This window comes from Streptomyces sp. NPDC000075 (assembly GCF_040301925.1).
Lineage (GTDB): Bacteria > Actinomycetota > Actinomycetes > Streptomycetales > Streptomycetaceae > Streptomyces > Streptomyces polychromogenes.
In genome coordinates this window covers 76,268-101,428 of record NZ_JBEPFL010000011.1, presented here as the reverse complement: position 1 = coordinate 101,428, position 25,161 = coordinate 76,268, and the positions used below count along the sequence as shown (strand labels likewise).

Below are 25,161 nucleotides of genomic sequence, written 5' to 3'. Positions count from 1 at the left end.
GGTGGGGGACGGGGAGAATCGTGGGCGTGGTCGGTTCGCACATCAAGCCGGGGCTGCGGCGTCTCAGCGGCAGCGCCCGGGACATGGGGCACGCGGTCGTGGAGCGCGCCGTGGAACACGCCGCCGGATCCGGGACCGCGAACCCCCCGCTCGAACCGCCGGACCGGCACGTGCTGGTGGTGCACACGGGCACGCCCGCGAGCCTGGCGTGGAACGCGGACGGCACCGCGCGCCGCGCCCGCTTCCACCCGGGCGAGGCCCTCGTCAACCCGGCGGGCTACGCGTCACGGCCGCGCTGGCGGGAGGACGTCGAGCTGATGCTGCTCGCCCTCGACCCGCGCTGGCTGGACGAGTACGCGCAGGAGGGCGGGGCCCGGGTGCGCGGAGAGCTGGAGCTCGCGCCGGACTTCCACTTCACCGACCCGCTGCTGACCCTGCTCGTACAGCGCCTGGTCGGCGCGTACGAGGACGGGGGCCCGGTCGACGCCCTGTACGCGGAGTCGCTGGTGCAGGCCGCAGCGGCGGTGGTGCTGCGGCGCTGCGCCGCCGGGGGCGGCCCGCCGGCACGCGAGGGCGGTCTGCCCGCACGGCGCCTGGCGGAGCTGCGCGACTACATCCACCTCCACCTCGGCCGGCGCATCACGCTGGAGGAGCTGTCGGCGGTCGCCGGGGTCAGCTCCGCCCACCTCAACCGGCTGTTCCGCGCCTCGGTGGGCGAGAGCCCGCACCAGTACGTGCTGCGCCAGCGGGTGGAACGGGCCCGCAGTGCGCTGCTGCACACCGACGCCAGCATCGCCGACATCGCCGTGACGCACGGGTTCGCCGACCAGAGCCACCTCACCCGCGTGCTGCGGCGCACGACCGGCCTGACGCCCGGGGCCCTGCGGAGGGACGGGGGGCGCGGGCCGGCCGGCGGCTGAGCGGGGGCCGCGCAGGATCAGCGGCACCGGTGCGGGCGGGGACGGGGCGCGGGGGCCGCCGAACGGTTTCCCGCACCGTCAGAGGGTGAGCGTCAGCAGGATCACGGCCACCGGGGGGACGAGCGCAGCCCGCCCCGCCCAGCGCCCCGCCCTGGCCGGGGCCGGGCGGTCGGGGAGCAGGCGGGAGACCAGCACCAGCAGCGGGCTGACGGTCCAGGCCGCCCACCACAGGGCGGTGGTGACCGCCACGGTACGGGGGTGGGCGTCCCCCGCCATCGGAGCGAGGGCGCCGAAGAAGAAGGCCACGGGGATCAGGGCCAGCGCCCAGCCGGTCGTCCGCCACGAGGGTTCGGCCCCGGCGGGAGGGGTGGCGGTCGGGTCCTGGGTCGTTTCGCGCATGGGCACAGCCAAGCGGCTCCCGGCGGCGGCCGGCAGCGCTGAGGTACTCAGGGCCGCCCTGCGCCTCGTACTCACCGCACCCGCCGCTCGTACCGGCTACGCGGGGGCGCGGGCGAAGGCCGCGATCTCGGCGGCCCGCGGGGTGGAGCCGTTCGAGGCCGGGGCGCCAGAGCCGGTCCTGGTAGGCGGCCTCGGCGACCGCTGACCACGATGAGGGTGGGCCGTGCCGGCATGTCGCAGAGCTCCCGAGGGGTGACGGGCTGAGGGGCGGTGGATCCTCCGGCCGTGCGCGCCGGTTCCTGGACGTACCCGCGCCCCGGAAGCAGGCTAGTGGGACGGGGGTTCCGGGGTGCCACGGCCGGGGTGGTGGCGGGCGGGCAGGCGTCAGGCGGTCCGGGTGGCGGGCCTTGGGGCGGAGGTCTCGGGGGTCCGGCCGTCTCGCGGAGGAGCAGCAGGCCGCTGGTGGCGATCACCGCCGCCGTCAGGCCGTGGATGCCGAACGCGGCGGCGACGGAGCCGTGGTGGGCCAGGACGTTGATCATGTCGCCGAACGGAGCGACGGCTTCCATCAGCAGGACCAGGCCCAGGGCGCGGCGGTGGCCCGTCACCAGGAGGATGGCGATGACCAGGCCCATCGAGAACTCGCGGATGCCCTTCATGACGAGGAAGCCGCCGCCGTCGCCCTCGGGCCAGGTGGGCAGGCCGACGCCAGGGGTGGACGTCTCGGGGATCACGATGAAGGACAGTCCGAGGTAGAGCACGAACAGGGTGACGACGGCGGCCAGGACGGTATTGATCTTCTTCAGTGACATGGTGGAACTCCTTTGAGGCGGTGGTCTCAGGTGAGGGCGGTGACCAGCAGGGTGAAGGCGGCGATGATGACGGCGACGCGGACGTAGTGGTAGCGGTCCCAGCGGTTCATCTGCTCCTTCCAGTCGGCCGGCCGGTTGTCGGGAGTCCACGTCTTGCTCCGGTTGTTGATCGGGACGAGCAGCAGGACCGACATGATCACGCTGACGATCAGCAGCGCGGCGGCGGTGACGACGAGGCCGGTGCCCGGGTGGTGCCGCCCTGCCACGGCCCAGAGCGCGGCGAGGACGAGCGAGCCGACGTACCAGAACGGCATCACGGCGCCGAGCATGCGGCCGCCGTGGGAGCGGGCCCGCTGACCGGCGTCCTCTGGGAGGGCGTTGAAGATCCGGTTCATGACGAAGGCGACGGAGAACTCCACCCCCACCATCAGGCCGACGACGACGGTGGTGATGACCTCAAGTGCGCTGAGCATGGAGCCCCTCCTGGGATCTAGCGTTGCTAGGTGTCGTTAGCAACGCTAGCCCTGCTGCCGCTTGCTTGTCTAGCGGTGCTAGGATCCAGGTCATGTCAGTACACGAACGCAAGGCACGCGAACGGGCGGTCCGCGAGCGCCTCATCGTGGCGACGGCCCGCGAACTCGCCGAACAGCAGGGCTGGGACGCGGTCACGACGCGCCGGCTCGCCGAGCGCATCGAATACAGCCAGCCCGTGCTCTACAGCCACTTCCGGGGCAAGCGCGAGATCATCGGCGCCGTCGCCCTGGAGGGCGCTGCCGAGATGGCCGTGGCGGTGCGTGCCGCGGCGGCCGCCGCCGACGGCCCGCGCGAGCGGGTCACCGCCCTCGCCCGCGCCTACCTCGACTTCGCCGAACGCAACCCCGCCGTCTACGACGCCCTGTTCCAGCTCGACGGCGGCCTGGCGTACGCGCGGGAGGACACCCCGGAGCCGCTGAAGGACGCGTTCGCGGCGCTGATGGAGACCCTGGGCGAGGTCGCGGGGGACGGCGTCCCCGCAGGGCTGTTCACCGAGGTGTTCTGGGCGTCCCTGCACGGCCTCGCGACCCTGACCCGGACGGGAAGGCTGCTGCCGCAGGACGCCGCGCGGCGGGTGGAACTGCTGGTGGACCGGCTCGCCGTGGCCTGACCCACCGTCGCGGCGGAAGCCCTAGCGGAAGGCCTGCCCGGCCTGGCCGGCGCGGAGGCCGGGCAGTGGGTTCCCGGGCCCGGCCCACTCGTCGAGGGCGACCCCGACCTGGTGGTTGTGGTGCGCGTGCCAGACGACCTCGCCGGTCACGCGCCGTCCCACGGGCGGCAGTTCCCTGCCCCTGGGCATCCGGTCGATCCTGGCCAGGCCCAGGGCGTCGGGGTGGCCGTCGAGAGCGAGGAAGACACCGAAGGCCCGACGGCCGACGACCTCACCCGCGACGGGCGTACCGACGGGCAGCCGGCGGACGGTCTCGGGCCACGCCGAGGCGACATCGGGCACGCGCCCGCCGTCCTCCCCGGGCCAGAGGTACTCGCTCACCGGCAGATCATGGCACGCGCCGCCGTTGTCAGAGGCAGGGGCGAGGATGGACGGCATGATGAAGACCGCGGCGGACTACGCATGGTTCGAGGACGACTTTCCCGACATCGCGGAGGCGTACTGCTTCACGCTGGTGCGGGGGCTGGCCCCCGCCGAGGTGGTGGCCCGGCTCGGCGGGCGGACGGAGGCGCCCCTGCGGGGCATAGCCGCGCTCACCGACGCCGCCTTCGCCCGGTACGACCAGGCCGGCGGCGACGGCGACGAACAGCTGATCGGCATGACGACCGTGGGCGAGTGGACGCTCCTGATCGAGCCGAACGGCTACCTCGGCGTCACCGGGGACCGGGCGCTGCCGGCCTCCGCCGGGACGAGCTGGATATCCCACTTCATCAACGTCAACGCCGTCGGCACGTTCCTCTGGGCCGAGGACGGGGTGCTGCGCCTGGAGTTCGACCCCATGTTCCCGCAGGACCGCAGCGGCAGCACGCCCGACGAACTCCTCGGCGTCATGGAGCGGACCGGCTTCCACCTCGACGGCGAGCCCCCGGAGACGGACCTGTCCGCGCCGGCGGCGTTCGCCCTGGCGGAGCACCTGACCGGCGTCGCCGTCACTCCGGAGCTGCTGCAGGACACGACGTTCACCTGCGCCACCGCCCGGATCCGGACCCGCTGACGCCGCCCGATCTAGCGGAGCGCCTCGCGCAGGCGTGCGGCCAGTGCGGCCGACTCCTGCGGCGACGGCGTGAGGACCCCGTTCTCCGTCATCAGCGCGTGGAACTGCTGTTCGGCGTACGGGACTCCGGGCGGCAGGGCGGCGATGTGCCAGTGGAGGTGCGCGTTGCCCTGCCGGCTGCCGAGCGAGTACAGGTAGGTGCGTTCCGGCCGGCACACGGCCTCGACGGCGAGGGCCACCTCCCGGACGAAGAGCATCAGCCGGCCGTAGGCCGCCTCGTCCAGGTCGCGCACCACGTGCTCGATGTGCGCCTTCGGGGCGACGAGGACCTTGCCCGGCAGCGTGGGCCACCGGTCCAGGAAGGCGATGTGCTCCTCGTCCTCGTGGACGGTCTCGTGCGGATAGCCGGGGTCTCCGGCGAGGAACGCGCAGACGAAACACGGGCCGCTACGGGTCCGTTCGACGTACGCTCCGAGGTCCATCGGCCGTCGTTCCATCGGTACTCCTGTCGTCGGCGGCGGTGTGCGCGCCCTGCGCCCACGCCGGGACGAGGGACGGCGGAGCGGTGGTGGAGCGGGCGCTCGGCGGCGTGAAACCTGGGTATGGCCCAGGGGTGAGCAACGTAAACCCCGGCAAGGGGTACTCCCGCGACAGCCGCTACATCACCACGCGGATCACCGCCGACGGACGCGACGGCTTCCCCGTGGAGCCCGGCCGCTACCGTCTCGTGGTGAGCCGCGCCTGCCCCTGGGCCCACCGTGCGGTGATCATCCGCCGGCTCCTCGGCCTGGAGAAGGCCCTGCCCATGGCCGTGGCCGGGCCGACGCACGACAAGCGCAGCTGGACCTTCGACCTCGATCCGGGGGGCCGTGACCCGGTGCTGGGGATAGAACGGCTCCAGGAGGCGTTCCTCGCCCGCGACCCCGACTACGACCGGGGCATCACCGTGCCCGCGATCGTGGACGTGCCGAGCGGCAAGGTCGTCACCAACGACTACGCGCAGATCACCCTCGACATGGCGCTGGAGTGGACCGCGTACCACCGCGACGGCGCGCCCGACCTGTACCCGGCCGCGCTGCGCGCGGAGATCGACGCGGTCGGCGAGGACGTCTACCGGGACGTGAACGACGGCGTCTACCGCACCGGGTTCGCCAAGTCGCAGGAGGCGTACGAGGAGGCGTACGGGCGCCTCTTCGCCCGCCTCGACCTGCTCTCGGAGCGGCTGGAGCGCTCCCGCTACCTCGTCGGCGACACGATCACCGAGGCGGACATACGGCTGTTCACCTCGCTGGTGCGCTTCGACGCGGTCTACCACGGCCACTTCAAGTGCAACCGGCAGAAGCTGACGGAGATGCCGGTGCTGTGGGCGTACGCGCGGGACCTGTTCCAGACGCCCGGATTCGGGGACACCGTCGACTTCGGGCACATCAAGCAGCACTTCTACGTGGTCCACGGACACATCAACCCGACGGGGATCGTGCCCGCCGGCCCCGACCCGTCGGGCTGGCTGGAGCCGCACGGCCGCGAAGCCCTCGGCGGCCGCCCCTTCGGCGACGGCACGCCGCCCGGGCCCCCCTCCCCTGCGGAGACGGTCCCGCCGCTGCGGTCCGCGCCGCAGGCCTGACGCGCGCCGGGCGGGGACCGGCCGGCGCCCCGCCCCCTACCGCGTCCGGTCGCTCCGTTGTCGGAGGCCGATGGCAGGATCACGGCCATGAGCGACAGTGCGATCATCATCGTGGAACTGACCGTCCCGGCCGGGGACGCGCCCGCGCGGGCGGCGGACGTCGCCGACTGGCTGGTCGAGCGGCGGATCGTTCGGCCCAACGACCGGCCTGACCCGCTCTGGCGACCAAGTCGGTACGTCCCCGGCCCGGACGCGGCGGCGGCGGTCCGCGACCCGCGCCACGACACGGGTCCCCTCGGGGACGGAGTCGACGTCATCGGTCGACGCCAAGTCCACGGCCCCGGCGGCAACTACACCCCGCCGGCCTGTCCGAACTGCTCCGTCTCGCTCGATCCGGACACTCACTTCACGCTGGTCGAAACCTGGCTGGCGCGCACCGAACCCCACGTGACCTGCGAGAGTTGCGCCACCGCCGCACTCCTCGGCGACTGGAGCGGGCCCTGGGCCCTGCACGTCGCCAACCTCGCGGTGCGCTTCCACAACTGGCCGCCGCTCAGCGAGGCCTTCATCCTCGAACTCGGCGATCGCCTCGGTCCACGCTTGCGACTGATCCACGAACGGATCTGACTTAGGGTCTCGTCCATGACACGAACCACTCCCCCGCGCCCGCTCGACGTCGAGGCGCTCTTCCCGGAGCTGGGCGGCTTTCGGGGGACGACGACGCGGCTGCATCCGCGGCCGGGTGTGCCCGGGCCCTCGGACAGTTCCGTGGGGGGTCCTCTGCTCTGGCCCGCCGGCGAGCCGTGGCCGGTGTGCGGCGAGGCGCACGGTCGTGGGCGGGGCCGGCGCCCGGCCGACATACGCCGCTCGCGGCGGATCCTGGCAATCGCATGGGCCCGCGAGCAGGCGCCGGGCCCCACGGACGAGGAGCGCGAGCTCCTGGGCGCGTTGCGGCGGGAGCACCGGATCCCGGGGGCCGACGAGAGCGATCCGCTGCCGATGGTCGGCCTCGCCCAGCTGTACCGGCGCGACGTTCCCGACCTGCCGGCGGGGCCGGGCGACTGCGATCTGCTCCAGGTGTTCTGGTGTCCCTTCGCCGCGCACGGCCCGGGCCGGTACGACCTGGCGCTTCACCTGCGCTGGCGGCGGTCGTGGGAGGTCGGTGAGGTGCTGGCCGCGCCGCCGCAGCCGTCGGTCGTCGGGGCCGACGGTTTCCTGCCCGAGCCCTGTGTGCTGCACCCGGAGCAGGTGGTCACGTACCCCTTCGCCGGGCTGCTGCCCGAGGAACTGTGCGCGCGGATCGACGCCTGGGAGGATTCCCTCGAAGATGAGGCGGAGCCGCCCGGGTACCAGTACGACCTCTCCATCCCGCCGGGCTGGCGCGTGGGCGGCTTCGCCTCCTGGCACGCGACCGACCCGTACCCCATGGACTGCCTGACCTGCGCGGCGCCGATGGACCTGCTGCTGACCGTCGACACCACGGAATGGGACGGCGGCAGCGGCAGCTGGACACCGCTGGAGGACCGAGGCCCCTCCGGCCACGGGTGCGCCACCCCCACCGAGGTGACGGTCGGACGCTGGGGTGAGCTGAACGTGTTCGCCTGTCCCCGCGACCCCGGACATCCGCACCGCTGGAGCATCCAGTAGGCGCGGGGACTGACGGAAGTGGCGGAACACTCCAAGATCACTTCGTGATCCTTGTCCCCTGTGGGGCGACCCACCGTGTGCGTCCTGTCGCAGACTTGCAGGGCGCGGTGGCCCGGCCGGCCGGCGCCGCGCCCGCGAACCCGTCGTCGATCCAAGGACTGCCATCGTGAGCGAGCGCGTTCTCATCCCCCGTAACCGGGGCTTCCTCTTCCTCGACTCCCATCCGGCCGGCTGCGCACGGCTGGTGGCCGACATGTGGCGGGCGTGTCCCGACTCCGCCGGCGTGCCGGAGGGGGACGGGCCGGTGGCCCTGGTCATCGGCTCCTCGGCCGGGTACGGTCTGGCGGCCACCGTCGCCGGCCTCAAGCGGGCCGGGATCCGGGGCATCGCGGTCTCCTTCGAGAAGGCTCCGACGGAACGGCGTACCGCCACGGCCGGCTGGTACCGGACCGCCGCCACCGCCGACATCGCCCGTGCCGCCGGGCGGGACCTGGTCTTCCTCAACGGTGACGCGTTCTCCGACGCGATGAAGGAGCAGGTCGCCGACCTCATCGAGCGGCGTTTCGGCGGCAGGCTGGACTACCTCGTCTACTCGGTGGCCGCGCCCCGGCGCACCGACCCGGACACGGGCGCCACGTACGCCTCCGTCCTCCGGCCGATCGGCGAGGCGAACCGCACCAAGACCCTCGTCTTCGACGACCGGGGCGTTCCCGAGGTCCGCGAGGTCGAGACCGCGCCGGCCGGGGGCGATGACGTCGAGCAGACCGTGGCCGTGATGGGCGGTGCGGACTGGGAACGCTGGGTCGACCACCTGGCCGGCCGGGGGCTCCTCGGCGAGGGCTTCACCACCGTCGCGCTGTCGTACATCGGGTCGCCGCTGACGGCCGCGATCTACCGGCAGGGCACGATCGGCGCGGCCAAGGCCCACTTGGAGGCCACCGCCCGCGCCCTGGACGAGCGGCTCGGCACGACGGTGGGCGGGCGGGCCGTGACCTCCGTCAACGGCGCGGCCGTCACCCAGTCCTCCACCGCCATCCCCGGCATCGCCCTGTACACGGGCCTGCTGCGCGGGGTTCTCGGCGAAGCCCTGGTCCCGCCGGTCCACCAGCTGGCCGCCCTGTGGGACCAGCTCACCGGCGGCGCCCCGCTCGCCGTCGACGACGAGGGCCGCGTCCGCCTGGACACCTGGGAACTCACGCCCGAGGTCCAGGCGTCCGTCGCCGAACGCTGGGAGGCCGCCACGACGGACACCATCGCCGCTCTCGCCGACCTCGACTGGTTCCAGGCCGAAGTGCGGCGCCTGTACGGCTTCTCCGTCCCGGGCATCGACTACACCGCCCCGGTGGCCACCGACGTCCCCTGGCCGGCGACCGGCTCCTGACCGGGCCCGGGGGCCGGGTCACGCCGTCGGGGGGCGGTCGCGCGGGGTCTTCGTGCGGGCCGCGCCCAGGACGAAGAGGAGGACCAGGAGGGAGACCGCCATCGCCCACGCCGAGACGTGTTCGCCCAGCAGGAGGGCCGACCAGGCGAGGGTGAGCAGGGGCTGGAGGAGCTGGACCTGGCTGACGCGGGCCACGCCGCCCCGGGCCAGGCCGGTGTTCCAGGGGATGAAGGCGAGGAAGGAGCTGACCAGGGCCACGTAGAGGAAGCCGGACGCGCCCGGGAGGGTGAGGCCGTCGAGGCGCTGGTGGGTGACGATCCAGGTGACCACGCAGGTCGTCAGCGCCAGCGGCATGCCGAAGACGATGCCCCACGATATGGCCCGGATGGCGCCGTGTTCCCGCGTCAGGGCGGCGCCCTCCGCGTAGCCCAGGCTTCCGGTGACGACGGCCAGCGCGGTGAACACGTCACCCGGGGCGGGTGGTTGGAGGCCGTTGCGGGCGAGGCTGAAGCTCATCACGGCGAGCGCCCCGCCCACCGCGCAGGCCCAGAACGCGCGGGTCGGGCGTTCGTCGCCCCGGAAGGAGGCCATCACCGCCGTGGCGAGCGGCATCAGCCCGAGGATCACGGCGGCGTTGGCCGAGGAGCCGTACACGAGGGCGAAGGCGGTGAAGAGGGGGAAGCCCACCACGTTCCCGAAGACCAGGAAGCCGATCTTCTTCAGCGCGCGGGCGGGCGGCCTGGCCCCTCCGGCGCGCAGGAGGTAGCCGGCGGCCAGTGGGAAGGCGAGGACGGTACGCCCGGCCGCCACCAGGACGGGATGGAACTCCCGGACGGCGAACTTCGTCGCCGGGAGGGTGAAGCTGAAGCACAGCACGCCCAGCGCGCCGAGCAGGATGCCGAGCGTTCTCCCGTCGATCCGCCGTGGGGCCTTCCCCTTCGGTACCGCCGTTTCCACCCTGTCGCCTCCGTCGTCGCCCGCACGTGTGGCCCGGGGGCGGCGATGGTGCGATGCCCCCGGGCCGGTCGATCGGTCCTGCCGTTGTCCGGTTTTCCGGTTTTCCGGTTACCCGTCGGTCACACCGACGTGCGCCGGTAGAGCTTCCCCTCGCTCCAGACCCGGTCCACGCCGCCCCACTCGATGACGGAGGCGACGTCGGGGAAGAAGCCGCTGCCGTTGTAGTTGGCGCTGGTGTTGCACAGCACCGGGACGCCGCTCAGCCGGTGGTAGGCGCGCAGCACCTCCTCCAGCACCGGGTCGTCCTCGGTGCTGACGGTCTGCAGGCGGGCCGTGCCGTCGAGGTGGGTGATGGCGGGGACCCGGTCCAGCCATTCGGGCCGGACCCGGTGCTCGAAGAGCATGTGCGGGTCGGGCGTGCCGGGTTCGAAGACCTCGGGCGCGGCGTCGAGCAGGCACAGGGGGGCGACGGGACGGTAGTGCTCGCGGCCCTTGATCTTGTTGAGGGCCTCCTTCATGCCCGGGCTGACCGGGGCGCCGAGGATGCTGCGGCCGCCCAGGGCGCGCGGGCCGAGCTCGGCCCGTCCGTTGAGCATGACCAGCGGCTGGTCGGTGTCGTGGAGGACCGCGGCGAGCTGGGCCGGGGTGCAGTCCTCGACGGTCCAGCCGGCGGGGACGGTCTCGGTCGGACGCAGCTGCGGGCCGCTGCGTACGTGCCACTCCAGCGGGACCAGACCCTGCGTCTCGACGATCCGCGCGGCGGCGGTGCCGAGGGCGGCGCCCGAGTCGTTGGGGAAGGGCGGGACCCAGACGTCGGCGAACAGGGCGTCGGCGCGCAGGGCGCTGTTCCACTTGATGTTGAGGCCGCAGCCGCCGGAGAAGGTGAGGTTCCAGGGGCCGGCGCCCTTCCACGCCCGGATCTTCTCGTTGAGCTTCTCGATGAGGAGCTCCTGGAGGAAGACGTGGACGGAGGCCAGGACGTCCTCGTCGCTGACGCCGAGCGGTGCGACACCGCGCGAGACGGCCTCGTAGAACGGGTGGAGGTGGGTGACCGACCGCTCGAACTGGGTGCCCCAGCCGCCGATCTGCGCGCGGAAGGCGCGGGCGGTCTCCGTGGAGCCGGCGAAGTGGTTCTCGAACTCCTGGCGCAGGACGGCCTTGACCTCCGGTCGGGAGGTGCCGAGGGCGATGTAGGCCATCAGCTTGCCCGCGACCGAGAGGTCGTCGGCGGTCTCGGAGTGGGCGGTGCGCTTCCACGGGCCGAAGTGGTGGCCGGCGGTGGCGTAGGCGTGGCCGATCAGCGGGAAGACGGGGCCGCCGTTCTCCACCGTGTTGCGGGCCGGGTCGACGTAGTAGAGGCGGGGGAACATGCCGCCGTCCCAGACCAGGGCCATCGAGGGTTCGCCGCGGCCGGCGAAGGGGCTGGTGCAGTAGGCGCTGATCAGGTGGCTGGATACGTGGAAGAAGCTGCTGAAGGGCCGCTCGCGCCCGTCCAGGGTGAAGGTGCCCGTGTGGGCGGCGCGCAGGACGTTCGCCGTGCCGCCCTCGTGGTAGGGCGCGAGCAGGATCTCGGCGGCGGTCCCCCGGTCGGTGACGTCCACCCGGCCGTTGACCTGTCCGTCCCATCCGTCGATGACGAACTCGTCGACGTCATCGACCTTGACGCCGAAGTCCCCGAGTATGCGCGGGATCAGTTGCAGGTCGGTGAGGGAGCTGTAGCGCGGGTTGTTGTCGATCTTCTCGACCTCGACGCTGAACAGCAGCTTCCGGTCGTCGAAGAGGGCGACGGATCCGTCGTGCGTCAGCTTGAGTCCACAGGTCAGCATCTGGTGGTTCCTCCGGTGTCTCTGTTCGGAATCGCTTGCGTACGGGGTCAGGCGACGAGGCGGGGGACGCGGGACGTCAGCCCGGACAGCAGGTCGTTGGGGATGGTTCCGGAGCCCGCCGCGATCTCCTCGACCGGCAGGCCCTCGCCCCAGAGGACGACCCGGTCGCCGGCCCGCGCGCCGGGAAGGGCCCGCAGGTCGACCATGAACATGTCCATGCAGATCCGGCCGATGACCGGGACGGGGGTGCCCCCGATCAGGACTCTGGTGCCGGCGGGCGCGTGCCGCGGGTAGCCGTCCCCGTAGCCGGCGGCGACGACGCCGACCGGCATGTCCTCGGGGCACTCCCAGGTGGCGGCGTAGCCGATGGTGTCGCCGCGCAGGCAGGGGCGGACGCTGATGAGCTCGCTCTCCAGGGTCATGGCGGGCCGCAGGCCCAGCTCCGCCGCCGAGCGCCCCACCAGGGGGGAGGCGCCGTAGAGGGCGATGCCGCAGCGGAGCCATTCGTCCGGGAGCGTCGGTGCGGTGAAGATGCCGGCGGAGTTGGAGACGGAGTACTCGGCCCCGGCCACGGCCAGGTGCCCGAACTCCTTGTACTGCCAGCCGGTGAGCGGGCTGTCGGGGTCGTCGGCCGAGGAGAGGTGGCTGACGAGGCCCCGCAGGGTGATGTGGGGCATGGACGTCCTGATCCGCTCCACGATCCGCGCGCATTCGGCGGCGCGGAACCCGAGGCGGTTCATGCCGGTGTCGGCCTTCAGCCAGACGGTGAGCTCCGAGCGGTACGCGGCAAGCCGTTCGAGCTGCTCCGGGGAGTGCACCACCGGCCATAAGCCGAATCGTTCCAGCAGGGGTAACTCGGCCTCTTCGAAGAACCCTTCGAGGAGGAGGACGGGTTTGTGGGCCTCGACCGCGCGCAGGGCGAGGGCCTCCTCGACGGAGGAGACGGCGAAGGCGTCCGCCTCCGGGGCGGCGGCGCGGACCACGTTCTCCAGACCGTGTCCGTAGCCGTCGGCCTTCACGACGGCCACCATCCTGCGGCCGGGCTGGATCCTGCGCATCACCGCCAGGTTGTGGGCGAGGGCGGAAGCGTGGACGATCGCCTTCAGCGGTCGGGACATCCCTGGACCTCATCCTCTCGTGCCGCCGCGAGGTGCGGGCCCGAGCCCGTCACCGGGACTCCGTCAGGGCCGGCACCGGCGCGGCGAACCTCGTCATGACGTTGGGGAACGGTTTTCGGGCCGTGAGGACCTCGTAGTGGTCGCGCAGGGTGTTGCCCTCCAGCGGTACGGGCTCCGTGAACCCGGCCCGCCGCAGCGCGTGCGTCAGCTGCTCCCGGTCGAGCACGTGGGAGTGGCGGGTGAAGGAGAAGACCTCGTCGCCGATCTCCATGCGCACGTCCCAGCGGCGCAGGCCCGCCCCGGGGAGCAGGGTGATCGTCTCGGAGACCGACACCCTGCGCCCCCGCACCTCGCACGGGGTGTGGTGGATGCGCTCCTGCGGGCGCGCGGGGTCGGCGGGCACGGGTATGTCGACGTAGAGGAAGCCGCCCGGTTTGAGGGCCGCGTACATGCTGCGGAGGTGCCCGGCGACGGCGGCCGCGCCGACGGCCGGGGTGTCCTGGTCGTGGGTGTCCTCGTCGTGGGTGTCCCCGTCGTGGGTGTCCTCGTCCCACACGTCGGCGTAGACCAGGGAGTTGCCCCGGCAGATGATCAGGTCGAACACGCCGGGGAAGGTCCCGCCGAGGTCCGCCCAGTCCAGGTGGATCGGCTTGGTGTCGAGGCCGAGCTCGGCGGCGTTGGCCTCGAAGCGCTCCAGCATGGCGGCGCTGCCGTCCGCGCAGATGATGCTGTGCCCCTCGCGGATGAGGTCGAGGGTGATGAAGCCCGTGCCGACCGAGCAGTCCATGACGGTGGCGCCCGTGAAGCTCGACAGGAGCTCGTCGAGGTGCTCGGTCACCTGTTTGCGGTCGGAGCAGGCCTCGAGGTAGTACTCCATCAGTTCGGAGAAACGCATCTCCTCCCTCATGCGCCCTCCTTCGCCGTCGCCCAGACCAGCAGTTCTTCGCGGTCGATCTTGCTGTTGTGCCGCCGGTCGGCCGGCAGCGGCCCGGGGTAGAAGAGCAGGGTGGGAACGGGCAGGGAGAACCGCTCGGCGACGGGGACGACGTCCTCCTGCCTCACCTGTCCCGAGGAGGACTCGGGCAGGATCAGGAACACCCGCGAGCCGCCCTCCCGCGCGACGACCGCGCTGGCGTACACGCCCAGGTGGTGGTTGTAGACCTGTTCCTGCTGGTCGGGGTAGAGCCGCCCGAACTCCGTGTCGACGACGTGCTTCTTGCGGCACAGGAACCACACGACGGAGTCCTCGTCCAGGTAGCCGACGTCGCCCATCCGGTGCCAGAGCGAGCCGTCCTCCGTGTGGCGGAGCTTGGCGTACTCGGTGAGCGCGGGGCGCCGGAAGTACTCGGTGGTGACGCGGGGGCCGCTGACCACCAGCTCGCCGATCCGGCCCGGCGCGAGGAAGTCCGCGTCGGTGAGGTGGCGCAGTTCGGTGGCGGCGGAGTCGATGACGGCGACGCGGGTGTCGACGGCCCGGCCGAGCGGCACGCCCCGGCCCTGCTTCGTGCCGCGTTCGGTGAGGTCCGCGAGGGTCTCCGCGTCGATCAGGGTGATCGGCATGAGGGCCTCGGTGCTCGCGTAGGGCACGTACAGGCGGGCCTGCGGCATCACCCGCGCGAGGCCGGCGAGCATCTCCTGGTTCACGGCCGCTCCGGCGGTGGCGCCGACCTTGACCGGGGGCGCGGGCACGGCGGCGTCGGCGCAGTACGCGGTCAGGCGCTGCCAGAAGACGGGCGAGGCGAAGACGTAGTCGCAGCCGTAGGTGCTCATCTGCCGCACCGCGTCCGCGATCGGGAGCAGCGCGGGCTGGGTCTGTGCCAGGTCGGGGATGACGGCGCGGCGGCCCATCGCGATGGCCTTGATCCCCAGGTGGGGGAAGAAGGCGAACTCGGAGCGGACGCCGAAGCGCTCGTAGGACTGCCGCTGGACGCGCAGGTAGGAGGCCAGCTGGGAGCAGGTCCAGGGGACGCCCTTGGGCAGTCCGGTGGTGCCGCTGGTGTAGAGGAGGAGGACGGTGTCGTCGGGGTGCGCCGGCTCGGGCTCGGGCGGCTCCTCCTGCGAGGGGAGGTCGTAGCGCACGTCGAAGCGGTCCGGGGTGTGGGTCGTGTGGCCGGGTACGGGGGTGGCGCTCACCCAGAGGGCGGGGTCGAGCTCCTCGACGCAGCGGGCGAGGACCTCCCGGCTCGTGCCGGCGTCGACGAAGGCCGGGACCGCTCCGATGATGAAGCACCCGTAGACGAGGTGCGCGAACACCTCGCCCGCCGGCATGGTGACGGCCACCCGGTCACCGCGGACGATCCCCATCCGCCGCAGTCTGAGGGCCACCTGCCGGGAGTCGTCCCAGAACTGGCGGGCCGTCACGGTCCGGCCGGAGGCGCAGTCCGTCAGGACTCCGGTGTCCGTGGCGTCCTGGAGCCGGTCGATGAGCCCTTGGACCAACGGGTTTGACATGATCTCCCACTGTTCTCTGATCTCTGGATCTCTGGATCTCTGAAAGCGTGTGTGGAGGGGGGCGGCGGATCCCTGCGGTCAGAAGGGCTCGGCCGGCAGGTACTTGCCGTCGAGGGTGATGACGGCGCGCTCGCCGCCCTCGGGGTCGGCGACCTTCTTCACGTCGAGCCGGAAGTTGACGGCGGAGATGATGCCGTCGCCGAACTGCTCGTGGATCAGGGCCTTGAGGGTGGTCCCGTAGACCTGGAGCATCTCGTGGAAGCGGTAGATGGTCGGGTCGGTGGGGACACCGCCGGGGAGGGAGCCGCGCAGCGGGACGGTGCGCAGCAGCCGCGCCGCGTCCTCGTCAAGGCCGAGCAGTGCGGCGACGGCTTCGGCGGACTTCTCGGGCAGCGGGTGCTGGCCGAGGACGGCGGCGGTGGTGAAGGCCACCGAGAGGCCGGCGGCGTCGGCGATGTCCTGCCAGCTGAGGTCCCGCCGGGTCTTGGCCTCGACGGCGGTCGCGGCCAGGGCCTGGCGGGCGGTCGGGTCGAACTGGGCGTGCAGCATGGTCGGTACTTCCGTTCCCTGTGAAGGGGCCGGGTGCGGCGGGCGGCCGCCGTTCAGCGGGCGGGCCCGGCCCGGTCCTGGAGGAGCATGACGAAGCGGACCCCGGGGTGGTGGGGGGAGAGGAGGACCTGGGTGGAGACGGTCAGGTCCTGGGCGGAGACGTGCGGGAGCCGCAGCCGGAAGCGGTGTCCCTGGCGGTAGGCGAGCACCTGTGTCGGGCCGTGCCAGATGCGGCGGCACTCGGCCACCTCCAGCACCTCGTCGAGGAGCTCGTCGAGGGTCCGGTCCTCCGGCCAGTTGAGCAGCGAGAAACGGAGCTGGGCGAGGTAGTGCTCGGCATGCACATGCCAGTCGGTGAGCTGTGCGCGCGCCTCGGGCGAGGTGAGCGCCCAGCGCAGCAGGTTGGGTGCGGGGTCGCGGACGATCCAGGGGAACCAGACGGCCATGTAGGCGTTGTGGCCTATGACGTTCCACGCGTGGTCCATCAGGTAGGCCGGTGCGTGGAGCGGGCTTTCGACGAGGCGGCGGAGGCTGTCCGGCAGACCCTCGCGGCCGACGGTGTACGGACGGGTGAAGGCGGAGCCCCTGAGGGCGTGGGCGTAGAGGGTGAGACGTTCGTCGACGCCGAGGGAGAGGGCCTGCGCCAGCCGGTCGAGGACCTCCGGGGGCAGGGAGACGGTTCCGCCGGTTTCGAGGCTGCGGTACCAGCGTTCGCTGACGTCGGCCGCTTCGGCGACCTCCTTCTGCGAGAGCGCCTTCCTGCGTCCCCGGGTCAGACCGGCGGTGAGCCGCCAGGCGCGGAGCAGGGGGGCGAGCCTCTTGTGCTCCGCGGCCCTGTCCTGGGGCCCTTCGTCGTCTAAGCACCCCATGGGCTTCAAAGTCTCCCTCGGACCACAACCGACCGGTACGGCGCAAATGTGAGGCAATGGTAGCGTTTTATTCTGGTCATACCGCAGGTGCGAACAGCTTGCAGATGCTTTTCAGCCGTGGTCTCAGCCGCCGTCGCGGGAGGCGGCCCCGACCGCCGGCGCGGCTGATCCGTCCGGGGTTCCGGAGGACCCGTCACCACCGCCGGTGCGCCGGCGGCGGAAGGCGTAGCCGACGGTCAGGCCGACCGCCCAGACGGCCATCACGTACAGCGCGATCCGGGTGTCGTCGTCCCAGCCGATGAGCACCGTGATGAAGGCGAAGCACCCGAGGGCCAGCCAGTTCGTGTACGGGGCACCGGGCATGCGGTAGGGCGAACCGGCCACCCGCCCCTCGCTCACGGCCCGGCGGTAGCGCAGGTGGGTGACGAGGATGATGCTCCACACGACGATGGCCCCGCCGGTGGAGACGCTGGTGATGTAGGTGAAGGCGTGTTCCTGGTCGATCGCGTTGACGCCGACCCCCACCGCCATGACGAGCGCCGAGACGATCAGGGCCGTCCGGGGAACGCCCCGCGCGGTCAGCCGCGCCAGGGACCTGGGGCCGTCACCGTTGAGGGCCGCGGCGCGCAGCATGCGCGAAGTGGCGTACAGGCCGCCCGCGTTGCAGGAGGACAGGGCCGAGGTGAGCACCACGAAGTTGACGATGCCGGCCGCCGCGGGAATGCCGATCTTCACGAAGGCGGCGACGAACGGGCTGGTGCCCGGGCGGAACTCGGTCCAGCTGACGACGGACAGGATGACGATGAGGGCGCCCAGGTAGAACAGGGCGAAGCGGACGGGCAGGGTGTTGATGGCGCGCGGGACGTTCTTGTGCGGGTCCTTGGTCTCCCCGGCGGTCACGCCGACGAGTTCCACGCCCTGGTAGGCGAAGAGCACGATCTGCAGGGTCATCAGCGAGTCCCAGACCCCGTTGGGCGCGACGCCGCCGTCGGCCCACAGGCGGGTGACGGAAGCGGTGTCGCCGGCGTCGCTGAACCCGAGGGTCAGCACGCCCACGCCGATGAGGATCATGCCCAGGATCGCGGTGACCTTGATCATGGCGAACCAGAACTCCAGCTCACCGAAGATCTTCACCGTGATCAGGTTGGCGACGGTGAGCACGACCAGGGAGATCAGGGCCGTCTTCCACTGCTCGAAGCCCGGGGCCCAGTAGCGGACGAAGGTGCCGGCCGCGGTGATCTCGGCCATGCCGGTGGTGACCCACATGATCCAGTAGGTCCACGCGGTGGCGTACCCCCAGAACGGCCCGAGGAACTCCCTCGCGTAATCGGCGAAACTCCCGGTGGCGGGGCGGTACATCAGGAGTTCGCCGAGGGCCCGGACCACCATGAACAGGATGGCCCCGGCGACGGCGTACCACAGGATGAGGCTGGGGCCCGCCTGGGAGATTCCGGTCCCCGCGCCGAGGAACAGCCCCGTCCCGATGGTCCCGCCGATGGCGATCATCTGGGCCTGCCGGGTGCCGAGCCCCCGGTGGTACCCGCTTTCCGTCTCTTCGGGCTGCGGAACGGTCATGCCGATAAGTCCTTATCAAAAAAATCCATTGTTCCCCCGTGAATAAATCGGGCGGTGACCTCAAGGATGCTGCCAATGATCTTAAGCAGCCGTCAAGCGGCAATCATTTGCCGGTCGACCGGCAAATGATTGCCGGTTCGGCGTCCCGCGCCCGCCGACCTGGCCCGCAAAAAATACGGGTCGTTCGGAATCGCACGTTTCCAGCCACTGCGACCGGCCTTGACACCTCTTGAATGACGATGGCATCATCCACGGATTGTGAATTGAAGTGAGCTGCTACCCCGCCGGCCATTTGCTCGGGGAAGGGACACGTTCAGTTGAATGAATCAGGCGAGAACGCCGAATTAATCAGTCAGGAACAGATCGGCGACGATCTGAACGGATGGCGTCGTGATGCTTTCGAGGACATAGCATCCCGTCTCACGGACCCCGGTTTCCCCTGCGTTTTCTCGAGGAACGCCTTCCGCAAAAAACTCGTGAAGTTCATCTTCGTGGAAGGGTCCGGGAGGAAGGGGATCCGGCACCTGGGTGCCGGTCTGAAGGACTACGTCGAGCTGTCGAGGGACTGGGACGGCGCGCTGGACACCGCGTATCCGCTGGTCGTCGTGTTTTCAGCGGACTCCGTCACGGCGGACTCCGTCGAGCGGTACCACGCGTTCGGCTGGTGGGTCCTCCAGGAGCTGCACGCGATCGATCCCACGCCGTGGCCCGAAGGCGTCGACAAGGACCCGCAGTCCGAAGCATGGTCCATGTGTTTCCATGGAATGCCGCTGTTCATCAACATGAGCAGCCCCGCCCACCAGGTGCGCCGCAGCCGCAACCTCGGCCGGCACTTCGCCCTCGTGATCAATCCGCGCGAGCGGTTCGACGTGTTCGCGGGAGATACGCCGAGCGGCCGAAAAGTGCGCTCCAATATCCGCGGCCGCATCGCCCGCTACGACGGCACCCCGCACGCCCAGCAGCTCGGTTCCTACGGAACCGGCGCCCTCGAATGGATGCAGTACGGCCTCGTGGAGGAGAACCGGGAGAGGGCGGACGTGTGCCCCTTCGCCTTCCGCGGAGCATAAGCCGGCGACTCCGGCCGCATTTTTCACGGTGCACCCCGCAGACGTGGTGCACCCTCACGAAAGCAGGATTTCAGCCGATGATTGATCTGATCGTCTCCCAGGGCCGGGTGGCCGACCGGGCGGCCTGGATGATCGAGGGCGCGGCGCGCACCGCGCGGGCGCTGGAGGAGCGGTACGGGCTCAAGGGCCACTACGTCGGGCAGCCGGCGCCGCACGCGGACGACGACTGGAGCGTCGCCCTCCCCCAGGCCCGCGAGACCCTGGTCGCGGTGCGGGAGGCCGCTACCGAGAGCATCAGGAGCGACAACCTCACCGTCCTCATCAACAACACCTGCTCGGTCAGCCTCGCCACCCTGCCCGTCGTGGCGCGCGAGCACCCCGACGCCGTGGTGCTCTACATCGACGGACACGGCGACTTCAACACCCCGGCGACCACCGACACCGGATACCTGGGCGGCATGGTCCTCTCCGGCGCCTGCGGACTGTGGGACAGCGGCCACGGCGCGGGCCTGCGCCCCGAGCAGGCGGTCCTCGTCGGCTCGCGCGACATCGACGCACGCGAGCGCGAGCTCATCCGGGAGGCCGGGGTACGCGTCATCCCCCCGGCTGAGGCCACGGCGCAGGCCGTCCTGGACGCGGTCAAGGACGCGCCCGTGTGGATCCACATCGACTGGGACGTGCTCGAACCGGGTTCCATACCGGCCGACTACACCGTTCCGGACGGGATGTTCCCGGCCCAGATCCGGGCCATCTTCGAGGCGATCCCGGCGGAGCGGCTCATCGGCGTCGAGCTGGCGGAGCTCAACGCCCCCGCCGACAGCGAGCGGGCGGGGGAGGCCGTCGCCGTCATCCTCGACATGGTCGCCCCGGCCTTCGACGCCGCCGCGGCGCGCCCCTGACGTCCCCGAAGGCCACGAGGGCCACGACGGCCCGCCGACGACCGACCGCCTGAACCTGACAACGGGTGTGATACGCATGAGTACGCCGACCACGCTTCCCTTCACCAAGATGCACGGAGCCGGCAACGACTTCGTGGTGCTGGACCTGCGTGAAGGGCCGGACCCCTCCCCGGAGCTGTGCCGCGCACTGGCCGACCGCCACAAGGGCGCCGGCTGCGACCTCATCCTCGGCATCAGGCGACCGCGCAGCGCGCGGGCCGTCGTGGCCTTCGACATCTGGACGGCGGACGGGTCGCGTTCGCCGCAGTGCGGCAACGGCGCGCGGTGCGTCGCCGCCTGGGCGGTCCGCGCGGGCCTGGCACGGGGCCCGCGGTTCGCGCTCGACAGCCCGAGCGGGACGCACGCGGTGGACGTCCTCGGACCGGACACCTTCCGCGTCGCCCTGGCGGTACCGGAGTTCGCACCCGAGAGCATCCCCCTGTTCGGCCAGGGCGGCGACGAACAGGACCTGTACGAGGCCGAGCTGGGCGACGGGACGCGGGTGCGGTTCGCCGCCGTCTCCATGGGCAACCCGCACGCGGTGATCGAGGTCGACGACACGGCCACCGCCCCCGTCGCCCGGGTCGGCCGGGCCGTCCAGGAGTCCGGGCTCTTCCTCCCCACGGTCAACGTGGGCTTCGCCCGGGTGGAATCCCGCGACCGCGTGCACCTGCGGGTCCACGAGTACGGCGCGGGCGAGACCCTCGCCTGCGGCAGCGGGGCCTGCGCCGCGGCCGCCGTGCTGATGCGGCGCGGCCGCGTCGACCGAAACGTCTCCGTCGTCCTGCCCGGCGGGGAGCTCCGCATCAGCTGGCCCGACGACGCCGCGGACGTCCTCATGACCGGGCCGGCCGCATTCGTCTACGAAGGAACCTTCCTCCATGCCTCTGTTTAACAGCATCCTCGACACCATCGGCCGGACCCCCATCGTCCGGCTCCAGCGGATGGCGCCCGAGCACACCAGCATCTACGTGAAGGTGGAGTCCTTCAACCCCGGGGGCTCCGTCAAGGACCGCCTGGCGCTCTCCGTCGTCCTGGACGCCGAGGCCAAGGGGCTGCTCAAGCCGGGCGACACGATCGTCGAGTGCACCTCCGGGAACGTGGGCATCGCCCTGGCGATGGTGGCCGCCGCGCGCGGCTACCGGTTCGTGGCCGTCATGGGCGACACGTACTCGGTCGAGCGGCGCAAGCTGATCCGCGCCTACGGGGGCAGGCTCGTCCTCTTCCCCGGCCATCTGGGGAGCAAGGGCGGCAACCTCATCGCGGACGAGCTGGCGGAGAAGCACGGCTGGTTCCGCGCCCGGCAGTTCGACAACCCCGCGAACCCCTCCTACCACCGCGAGACGACGGCCTCGGAGATCCTCGCCGACTTCGCGGGCCGCCGCCTGGACTACTTCGTCACCGGATTCGGCACCACGGGCACCCTGACCGGTGTCGGCCAGATGCTGCGGGTCGCCCGTCCCGAGGTGCGCGTCGTCGCCCTCGAACCGAGCAACGCCGCCATGCTCGCCCGCGGGGAGTGGAACCCGCACCAGATCCAGGGCCTGGCGCCCAACTTCGTCCCCGGCGTCCTCGACCGGAGCGTCATCGACGACCTGGTCACCATGGACGAGGTGACCGCGCGCGACACCTCCCGCCGGCTGGCCGCCGAGGAGGGCATCTTCGCGGGCATCTCGGCCGGTGCCACCGTGGCGACGGCGCTGTCCATCGCCGAGCGGGCTCCCGAGGGAACGGTTCTGCTCGCGATGCTGCCGGACACCGGTGAGCGCTACCTGTCGACCTTCCTCTTCGACGGGGTCGACGAGGGCTCGGACGACGCCTGGCTGGCCTCGCTGGACGCCGGCTCCGGCTCCGGCTCCGGCTCCGGCTCCGGTAACTAGGGCGACGGGAGCAGGCGCATGAGGGAATTCATACCCCCGACCTCCCGCTTCATCGAACTGCCGGACGGCTTTCCGATGCGGCGCGGCGGCGCTCTGTACGGCGCGCGCATCGCCTACGAGACGTTCGGGAGCCTGAACGCGGCACGGGACAACGCCGTTCTCGTGCTCACGGGCCTCTCACCGGACGCGCACGCGGCGTCCCGGCCGGACGACCCCACCCCGGGCTGGTGGGAGGCCATGGTGGGGCCCGGCAAGCCCCTCGACACCGATCTCTGGCACGTGATCTGCGTCAACTCCCTGGGCAGCTGCAAGGGTTCCACCGGCCCGGCCTCCATCGACCCGCGCACGGGTGAGCCCTACCGGCTCTCCTTCCCGGACCTGTCGATCGAGGACATCGCCGACGCCGCGGCCCACGCCGTACGGGTGCTCGGCATCAGCCGCCTGGCCTGCGTGGTGGGCGCGTCCATGGGCGCGATGAGCGCGCTGGCCCTGCTCGCCCGGCATCCGGATCTGGCCCGTACGCACATCAGCCTGTCCGGGGCCGTGCACGCGCTGCCCTTCTCCATCGCGGTCCGCTCCCTCCAGCGGGAGGCGATCCGGTCCGACCCCGGCTGGCTCCAGGGCCACTACGACGAGGAGGACGGCCCCCGGCGGGGCATGCTCACCGCCCGCAAGCTGGGGATGATGACCTACCGTTCGGCGCAGGAGTGGGACTGCCGGTTCGGCCGGAGCCGGATCGGCGGGCGGCACCGGGCGGACCAGGAGCGGTTCGGGCCGGAGTTCGAGGTCGAGAGCTATCTGGACTTCCACGCCCAGCGGTTCGCGGACCGCTTCGACCCGAACAGCTACCTCTACCTGAGCCACGCCATGGACCAGTTCGACCTCGGTGACGGCGGTGGCGGCGGCGCCGCCGGGGCGCTGTCGCGGATGCGGGTCGAGCGGGCGCTGGTGATGGGGGCCCGGTCCGACATCCTCTTCCCGCTGTCGCAGCAGCAGGAGATCGCCGAGGGGCTGTCGGCGGGCGGCACCGAGGTCGGATTCCTGCCGGTGGACACCCCGGCCGGCCATGACGCCTTCCTGGTGGACATCGAGCGCTTCGGTCCGCCGGTGGCGAAGTTCCTGGCGATCGTCGCCTGACGGGGCGCGGCCCGCCCCCCGCACATCCGCGCACCGCACGCGCGCTCCACGCGCACTTCACGATATGGAGAGTCCCCCTTGTCCGGGCAGTCCCCGAAGAAGATAGCCCTCGTCACCGGTGCCAACCGCGGCATGGGCCGTGACATCGCACGCCAGCTCGCCGAGAAGGGCGTCCACGTGCTCCTCAGCGGCCGCGACGGCGCCGCCGTCGCCGGAGCGGCGGCGGAGCTGCGCGCCACCGGCCTGGACGTCGAACCCCTGGTGCTCGACATCACCCGCACCGACGGCATCGCCGCGGCCGCCGCCCGGATCGAGGCCGAGCACGGCCGCCTCGACATCCTCGTCAACAACGCCGGGATCCGCATCGAGGAGTACGGCAGGCAGCCGTCCCAGCAGCCGATGGGCCAGTGGCGCGAAACCTTCGACACCAACCTCTTCGGTGTCGTCGAGACGACCGTCGCCCTGCTGCCGCTGCTGCGGAAGTCGCCGGCCGGCCGCATCGTCAACGTCTCCAGCCTGCTGGGCTCCCTGGCCACGCACAGCGACCCGGAGTCCTACGCGTACAGCCCCATGTTCAAGTCGCTGCCCGCGTACAGCGCCTCCAAGAGCGCGCTGAACTCCTGGACGGTGCACCTCGCCTACGAGCTGCGCGAGACGCCGATCAAGGTGAACGCCGTCCATCCCGGATACACCAAGACCGACATGAACGAGGGCGCGGGCGACCTCGAGATCCCCGAGGGCGCGTCCACCGCCGTCACGATGGCCCTGCTCGACGACGACGGCCCCACGGGCGGCTACGTGCACCGGGGAGACCTCGTCCCCTGGTAGGCAGCCGCCACCGCACCGCACCGCCCCCGCCGACCGACCCCTCAGCCACCTCCCAGCATTGGATCCGCTCATGGGCATCCTCGCCTTGGTCACCGACGCCGTCAGCCTCCCCATCGACTACGACATGCCCCCGCTGCTGGAGGCGTGCAGGACGGTGGGCATCACCGCCGAGGTGTGCGACTGGGAGGACGAGACCGTCGACTGGTCGCGTTTCGAAGCCGTCGTCTTCCGCTCCCCCTGGACCTGGGCGGAGCGGCAGGCCGAGTTCCTGGCCTTCTGCGAGCGCGTCTCGCACGTGACACGGCTCATCACCCCGATGCCGCTGGTCCGGTGGGCCCTCGACAAGCGCTATCTGGCCGACCTCGCCGCGCACGGGGTCCCGGTCATCCCGACCACGGTCATCGCGCCCGGGTCGGACGCCCCGGCGGCGGTGCGGGACTTCCTCGCCGCCCGCCCCGAAACCCCCGAGTTCGTCGTCAAGCCGACCGACGGCTGCTACTCCAAGGACGTCCAGCGGTACGCGAGGTCGCTGGAGGAGCCGGCGTCCCGGCACGTCGCGCGGCTCCTCGCCAACGGCAGCCACGTCATACTCCAGCCCTACGTGGAGTCCGTCGACCGGCAGGGCGAGACCGACCTGACCTTCTTCGACGGCGTCTACAGCCACGCCATCCACAAGGGCGCGATGCTCATGCAGGACGGCACGGTGCACGTCCCCACGCTCGACTTCCGCCAGGCCCGGGACGCCGACGAGGACCAGCGCGCCGTCGCGGCGGCCGCGCTGGCCGCCTCGGTGGCGCACCTGGGCCTGGACCTGCCGCTGGTCTGCGGGCGGGTCGACCTGGTCCGCGACGCCGACGGCAGCCCGATGGTGCTGGAGATGGAGCTCTGCGAGCCCTCCCTCAACCTCACCTTCAGCGAGGACGGGGCCCTGCGCTTCGCCCAGGCCCTGGCCGAGCGGCTCAAGCCGTAGCGGCCCGCGCGGCCC

The 25,161-nt window shown here is 71.7% G+C and carries 26 protein-coding genes and 1 pseudogene; 14 read left to right on the top strand and 13 right to left on the bottom strand.

Translation table 11 applies throughout. From position 1 onward, the window contains the following. The first annotated feature begins 26 nt into the window (after nt 1-26). A complete protein-coding gene (locus ABT403_RS15520; RefSeq protein WP_344152654.1) occupies nt 27-920 on the top strand; it encodes a helix-turn-helix domain-containing protein in 894 nt (297 codons plus the stop codon). A 78-nt stretch (nt 921-998) separates the two neighbouring features. Here the strand turns inward: ABT403_RS15520 and ABT403_RS15515 are convergent, their stop codons facing one another. The 3 genes and pseudogenes from ABT403_RS15515 to ABT403_RS15505 all read right to left on the bottom strand — a co-directional run bounded on the left by ABT403_RS15515 (nt 999) and on the right by ABT403_RS15505 (nt 2,604). Next, complete coding sequence (locus ABT403_RS15515) at nt 999-1,319, bottom strand: hypothetical protein (RefSeq protein ID WP_344152651.1); 321 nt, start codon at nt 1,317-1,319, stop codon at nt 999-1,001. Nucleotides 1,320-1,726: 407 nt separating this feature from the next. Further along, a pseudogene (locus ABT403_RS15510) lies at nt 1,727-2,131 on the bottom strand (DUF4267 domain-containing protein); the annotation flags it as partial. A 26-nt stretch (nt 2,132-2,157) separates the two neighbouring features. Then, nucleotides 2,158-2,604 carry an anthrone oxygenase family protein gene (locus ABT403_RS15505; protein ID WP_344152648.1) on the bottom strand — a complete coding sequence of 149 codons (447 nt, stop codon included), beginning with the start codon at nt 2,602-2,604 and terminating at the stop codon, nt 2,158-2,160. Between the two features lie 92 nt (nt 2,605-2,696). On the opposite strand from ABT403_RS15505, the gene ABT403_RS15500 reads away from it, so the two are divergent. Then, the gene (locus tag ABT403_RS15500) at nt 2,697-3,275 is read left to right on the top strand and encodes a TetR/AcrR family transcriptional regulator (protein WP_344152645.1); all 579 of its coding nucleotides are present in this window, start codon (nt 2,697-2,699) and stop codon (nt 3,273-3,275) included. A gap of 21 nt (nt 3,276-3,296) precedes the next feature. Here ABT403_RS15500 and ABT403_RS15495 read toward each other — a convergent pair whose 3' ends face one another. Then, complete coding sequence (locus ABT403_RS15495) at nt 3,297-3,656, bottom strand: hypothetical protein (RefSeq protein WP_344152642.1); 360 nt, start codon at nt 3,654-3,656, stop codon at nt 3,297-3,299. 55 nt (nt 3,657-3,711) lie between these two features. On the opposite strand from ABT403_RS15495, the gene ABT403_RS15490 reads away from it, so the two are divergent. Then, nucleotides 3,712-4,329, top strand: a complete 618-nt coding sequence (locus tag ABT403_RS15490) for a DUF6461 domain-containing protein (protein WP_344152639.1) — start codon at nt 3,712-3,714, stop codon at nt 4,327-4,329. Nucleotides 4,330-4,340: 11 nt separating this feature from the next. Here the strand turns inward: ABT403_RS15490 and ABT403_RS15485 are convergent, their stop codons facing one another. Next, nucleotides 4,341-4,826, bottom strand: coding sequence for an HIT family protein (locus ABT403_RS15485; RefSeq protein WP_344152636.1), 486 nt, complete (start codon nt 4,824-4,826; stop codon nt 4,341-4,343). A 116-nt stretch (nt 4,827-4,942) separates the two neighbouring features. On the opposite strand from ABT403_RS15485, the gene ABT403_RS15480 reads away from it, so the two are divergent. The 4 genes from ABT403_RS15480 (at nt 4,943) to fabV (ending at nt 8,981) form a co-directional block, all read left to right on the top strand. Continuing rightward, nucleotides 4,943-5,953 (top strand): glutathione S-transferase family protein, encoded by a 1,011-nt coding sequence (locus ABT403_RS15480; protein ID WP_344152633.1) that lies wholly within the window; start codon nt 4,943-4,945, stop codon nt 5,951-5,953. Between the two features lie 87 nt (nt 5,954-6,040). Then, nucleotides 6,041-6,580 (top strand): hypothetical protein, encoded by a 540-nt coding sequence (locus tag ABT403_RS15475; protein WP_344152630.1) that lies wholly within the window; start codon nt 6,041-6,043, stop codon nt 6,578-6,580. A gap of 15 nt (nt 6,581-6,595) precedes the next feature. Beyond that, the gene (locus ABT403_RS15470) at nt 6,596-7,600 is read left to right on the top strand and encodes a hypothetical protein (protein ID WP_344152627.1); all 1,005 of its coding nucleotides are present in this window, start codon (nt 6,596-6,598) and stop codon (nt 7,598-7,600) included. Between the two features lie 166 nt (nt 7,601-7,766). Further along, nucleotides 7,767-8,981, top strand: a complete 1,215-nt coding sequence (gene fabV / locus ABT403_RS15465) for an enoyl-[acyl-carrier-protein] reductase FabV (protein WP_344152624.1) — start codon at nt 7,767-7,769, stop codon at nt 8,979-8,981. Nucleotides 8,982-8,999: 18 nt separating this feature from the next. On the opposite strand, the gene ABT403_RS15460 is transcribed toward fabV, so the two are convergent. The 8 genes from ABT403_RS15460 to ABT403_RS15425 form a co-directional block, all read right to left on the bottom strand. Further along, nucleotides 9,000-9,938, bottom strand: coding sequence for a DMT family transporter (locus tag ABT403_RS15460; RefSeq protein ID WP_344152621.1), 939 nt, complete (start codon nt 9,936-9,938; stop codon nt 9,000-9,002). 119 nt (nt 9,939-10,057) lie between these two features. Then, the gene (locus ABT403_RS15455; RefSeq protein ID WP_344152618.1) at nt 10,058-11,764 is read right to left on the bottom strand and encodes a carbamoyltransferase N-terminal domain-containing protein; all 1,707 of its coding nucleotides are present in this window, start codon (nt 11,762-11,764) and stop codon (nt 10,058-10,060) included. Between the two features lie 47 nt (nt 11,765-11,811). Continuing rightward, nucleotides 11,812-12,882, bottom strand: a complete 1,071-nt coding sequence (gene alr, locus ABT403_RS15450; RefSeq protein ID WP_344152615.1) for an alanine racemase — start codon at nt 12,880-12,882, stop codon at nt 11,812-11,814. 49 nt (nt 12,883-12,931) lie between these two features. After that, nucleotides 12,932-13,789 carry a class I SAM-dependent methyltransferase gene (locus tag ABT403_RS15445; RefSeq protein WP_344152612.1) on the bottom strand — a complete coding sequence of 286 codons (858 nt, stop codon included), beginning with the start codon at nt 13,787-13,789 and terminating at the stop codon, nt 12,932-12,934. Then, the gene (locus ABT403_RS15440) at nt 13,786-15,333 is read right to left on the bottom strand and encodes an AMP-binding protein (RefSeq protein ID WP_344152609.1); all 1,548 of its coding nucleotides are present in this window, start codon (nt 15,331-15,333) and stop codon (nt 13,786-13,788) included. Before ABT403_RS15440 ends, ABT403_RS15445 begins: the two co-directional genes overlap by 4 nt. 78 nt (nt 15,334-15,411) lie before the next feature. Beyond that, nucleotides 15,412-15,882: a cyanase gene (cynS, locus tag ABT403_RS15435; RefSeq protein WP_344152606.1), complete on the bottom strand. Its 471-nt coding sequence runs from the start codon at nt 15,880-15,882 to the stop codon at nt 15,412-15,414. Nucleotides 15,883-15,935: 53 nt separating this feature from the next. Next, nucleotides 15,936-16,751: a helix-turn-helix domain-containing protein gene (locus ABT403_RS15430; RefSeq protein ID WP_344152603.1), complete on the bottom strand. Its 816-nt coding sequence runs from the start codon at nt 16,749-16,751 to the stop codon at nt 15,936-15,938. 123 nt (nt 16,752-16,874) lie between these two features. Then, nucleotides 16,875-18,326: an amino acid permease gene (locus ABT403_RS15425; RefSeq protein ID WP_344152601.1), complete on the bottom strand. Its 1,452-nt coding sequence runs from the start codon at nt 18,324-18,326 to the stop codon at nt 16,875-16,877. Nucleotides 18,327-18,643: 317 nt separating this feature from the next. Between ABT403_RS15425 and ABT403_RS15420 the strand changes: the two genes are divergently transcribed. The 7 genes from ABT403_RS15420 to dcsG all read left to right on the top strand — a co-directional run bounded on the left by ABT403_RS15420 (nt 18,644) and on the right by dcsG (nt 25,146). Then, complete coding sequence (locus tag ABT403_RS15420; protein ID WP_344152599.1) at nt 18,644-19,393, top strand: YqcI/YcgG family protein; 750 nt, start codon at nt 18,644-18,646, stop codon at nt 19,391-19,393. A gap of 77 nt (nt 19,394-19,470) precedes the next feature. Then, nucleotides 19,471-20,292 carry an arginase family protein gene (locus ABT403_RS15415; protein ID WP_344152596.1) on the top strand — a complete coding sequence of 274 codons (822 nt, stop codon included), beginning with the start codon at nt 19,471-19,473 and terminating at the stop codon, nt 20,290-20,292. Nucleotides 20,293-20,368: 76 nt separating this feature from the next. After that, nucleotides 20,369-21,226 (top strand): diaminopimelate epimerase, encoded by an 858-nt coding sequence (dapF, locus tag ABT403_RS15410; protein ID WP_344152593.1) that lies wholly within the window; start codon nt 20,369-20,371, stop codon nt 21,224-21,226. Further along, nucleotides 21,213-22,211 (top strand): cysteine synthase A, encoded by a 999-nt coding sequence (cysK, locus tag ABT403_RS15405; protein ID WP_344152590.1) that lies wholly within the window; start codon nt 21,213-21,215, stop codon nt 22,209-22,211. The genes dapF and cysK overlap by 14 nt, the downstream gene beginning before the upstream one ends. Before the next feature lie 18 nt (nt 22,212-22,229). Beyond that, on the top strand, nt 22,230-23,348 hold the full coding sequence (metX, locus tag ABT403_RS15400; RefSeq protein WP_344152587.1) for a homoserine O-acetyltransferase MetX: 1,119 nt from the start codon (nt 22,230-22,232) through the stop codon (nt 23,346-23,348). 78 nt (nt 23,349-23,426) lie between these two features. Then, a complete protein-coding gene (locus ABT403_RS15395; RefSeq protein ID WP_344152584.1) occupies nt 23,427-24,176 on the top strand; it encodes an SDR family oxidoreductase in 750 nt (249 codons plus the stop codon). 70 nt (nt 24,177-24,246) lie between these two features. After that, on the top strand, nt 24,247-25,146 hold the full coding sequence (dcsG, locus tag ABT403_RS15390; protein WP_344152582.1) for a D-cycloserine synthetase: 900 nt from the start codon (nt 24,247-24,249) through the stop codon (nt 25,144-25,146). The last annotated feature ends 15 nt before the right edge of the window (nt 25,147-25,161 follow it).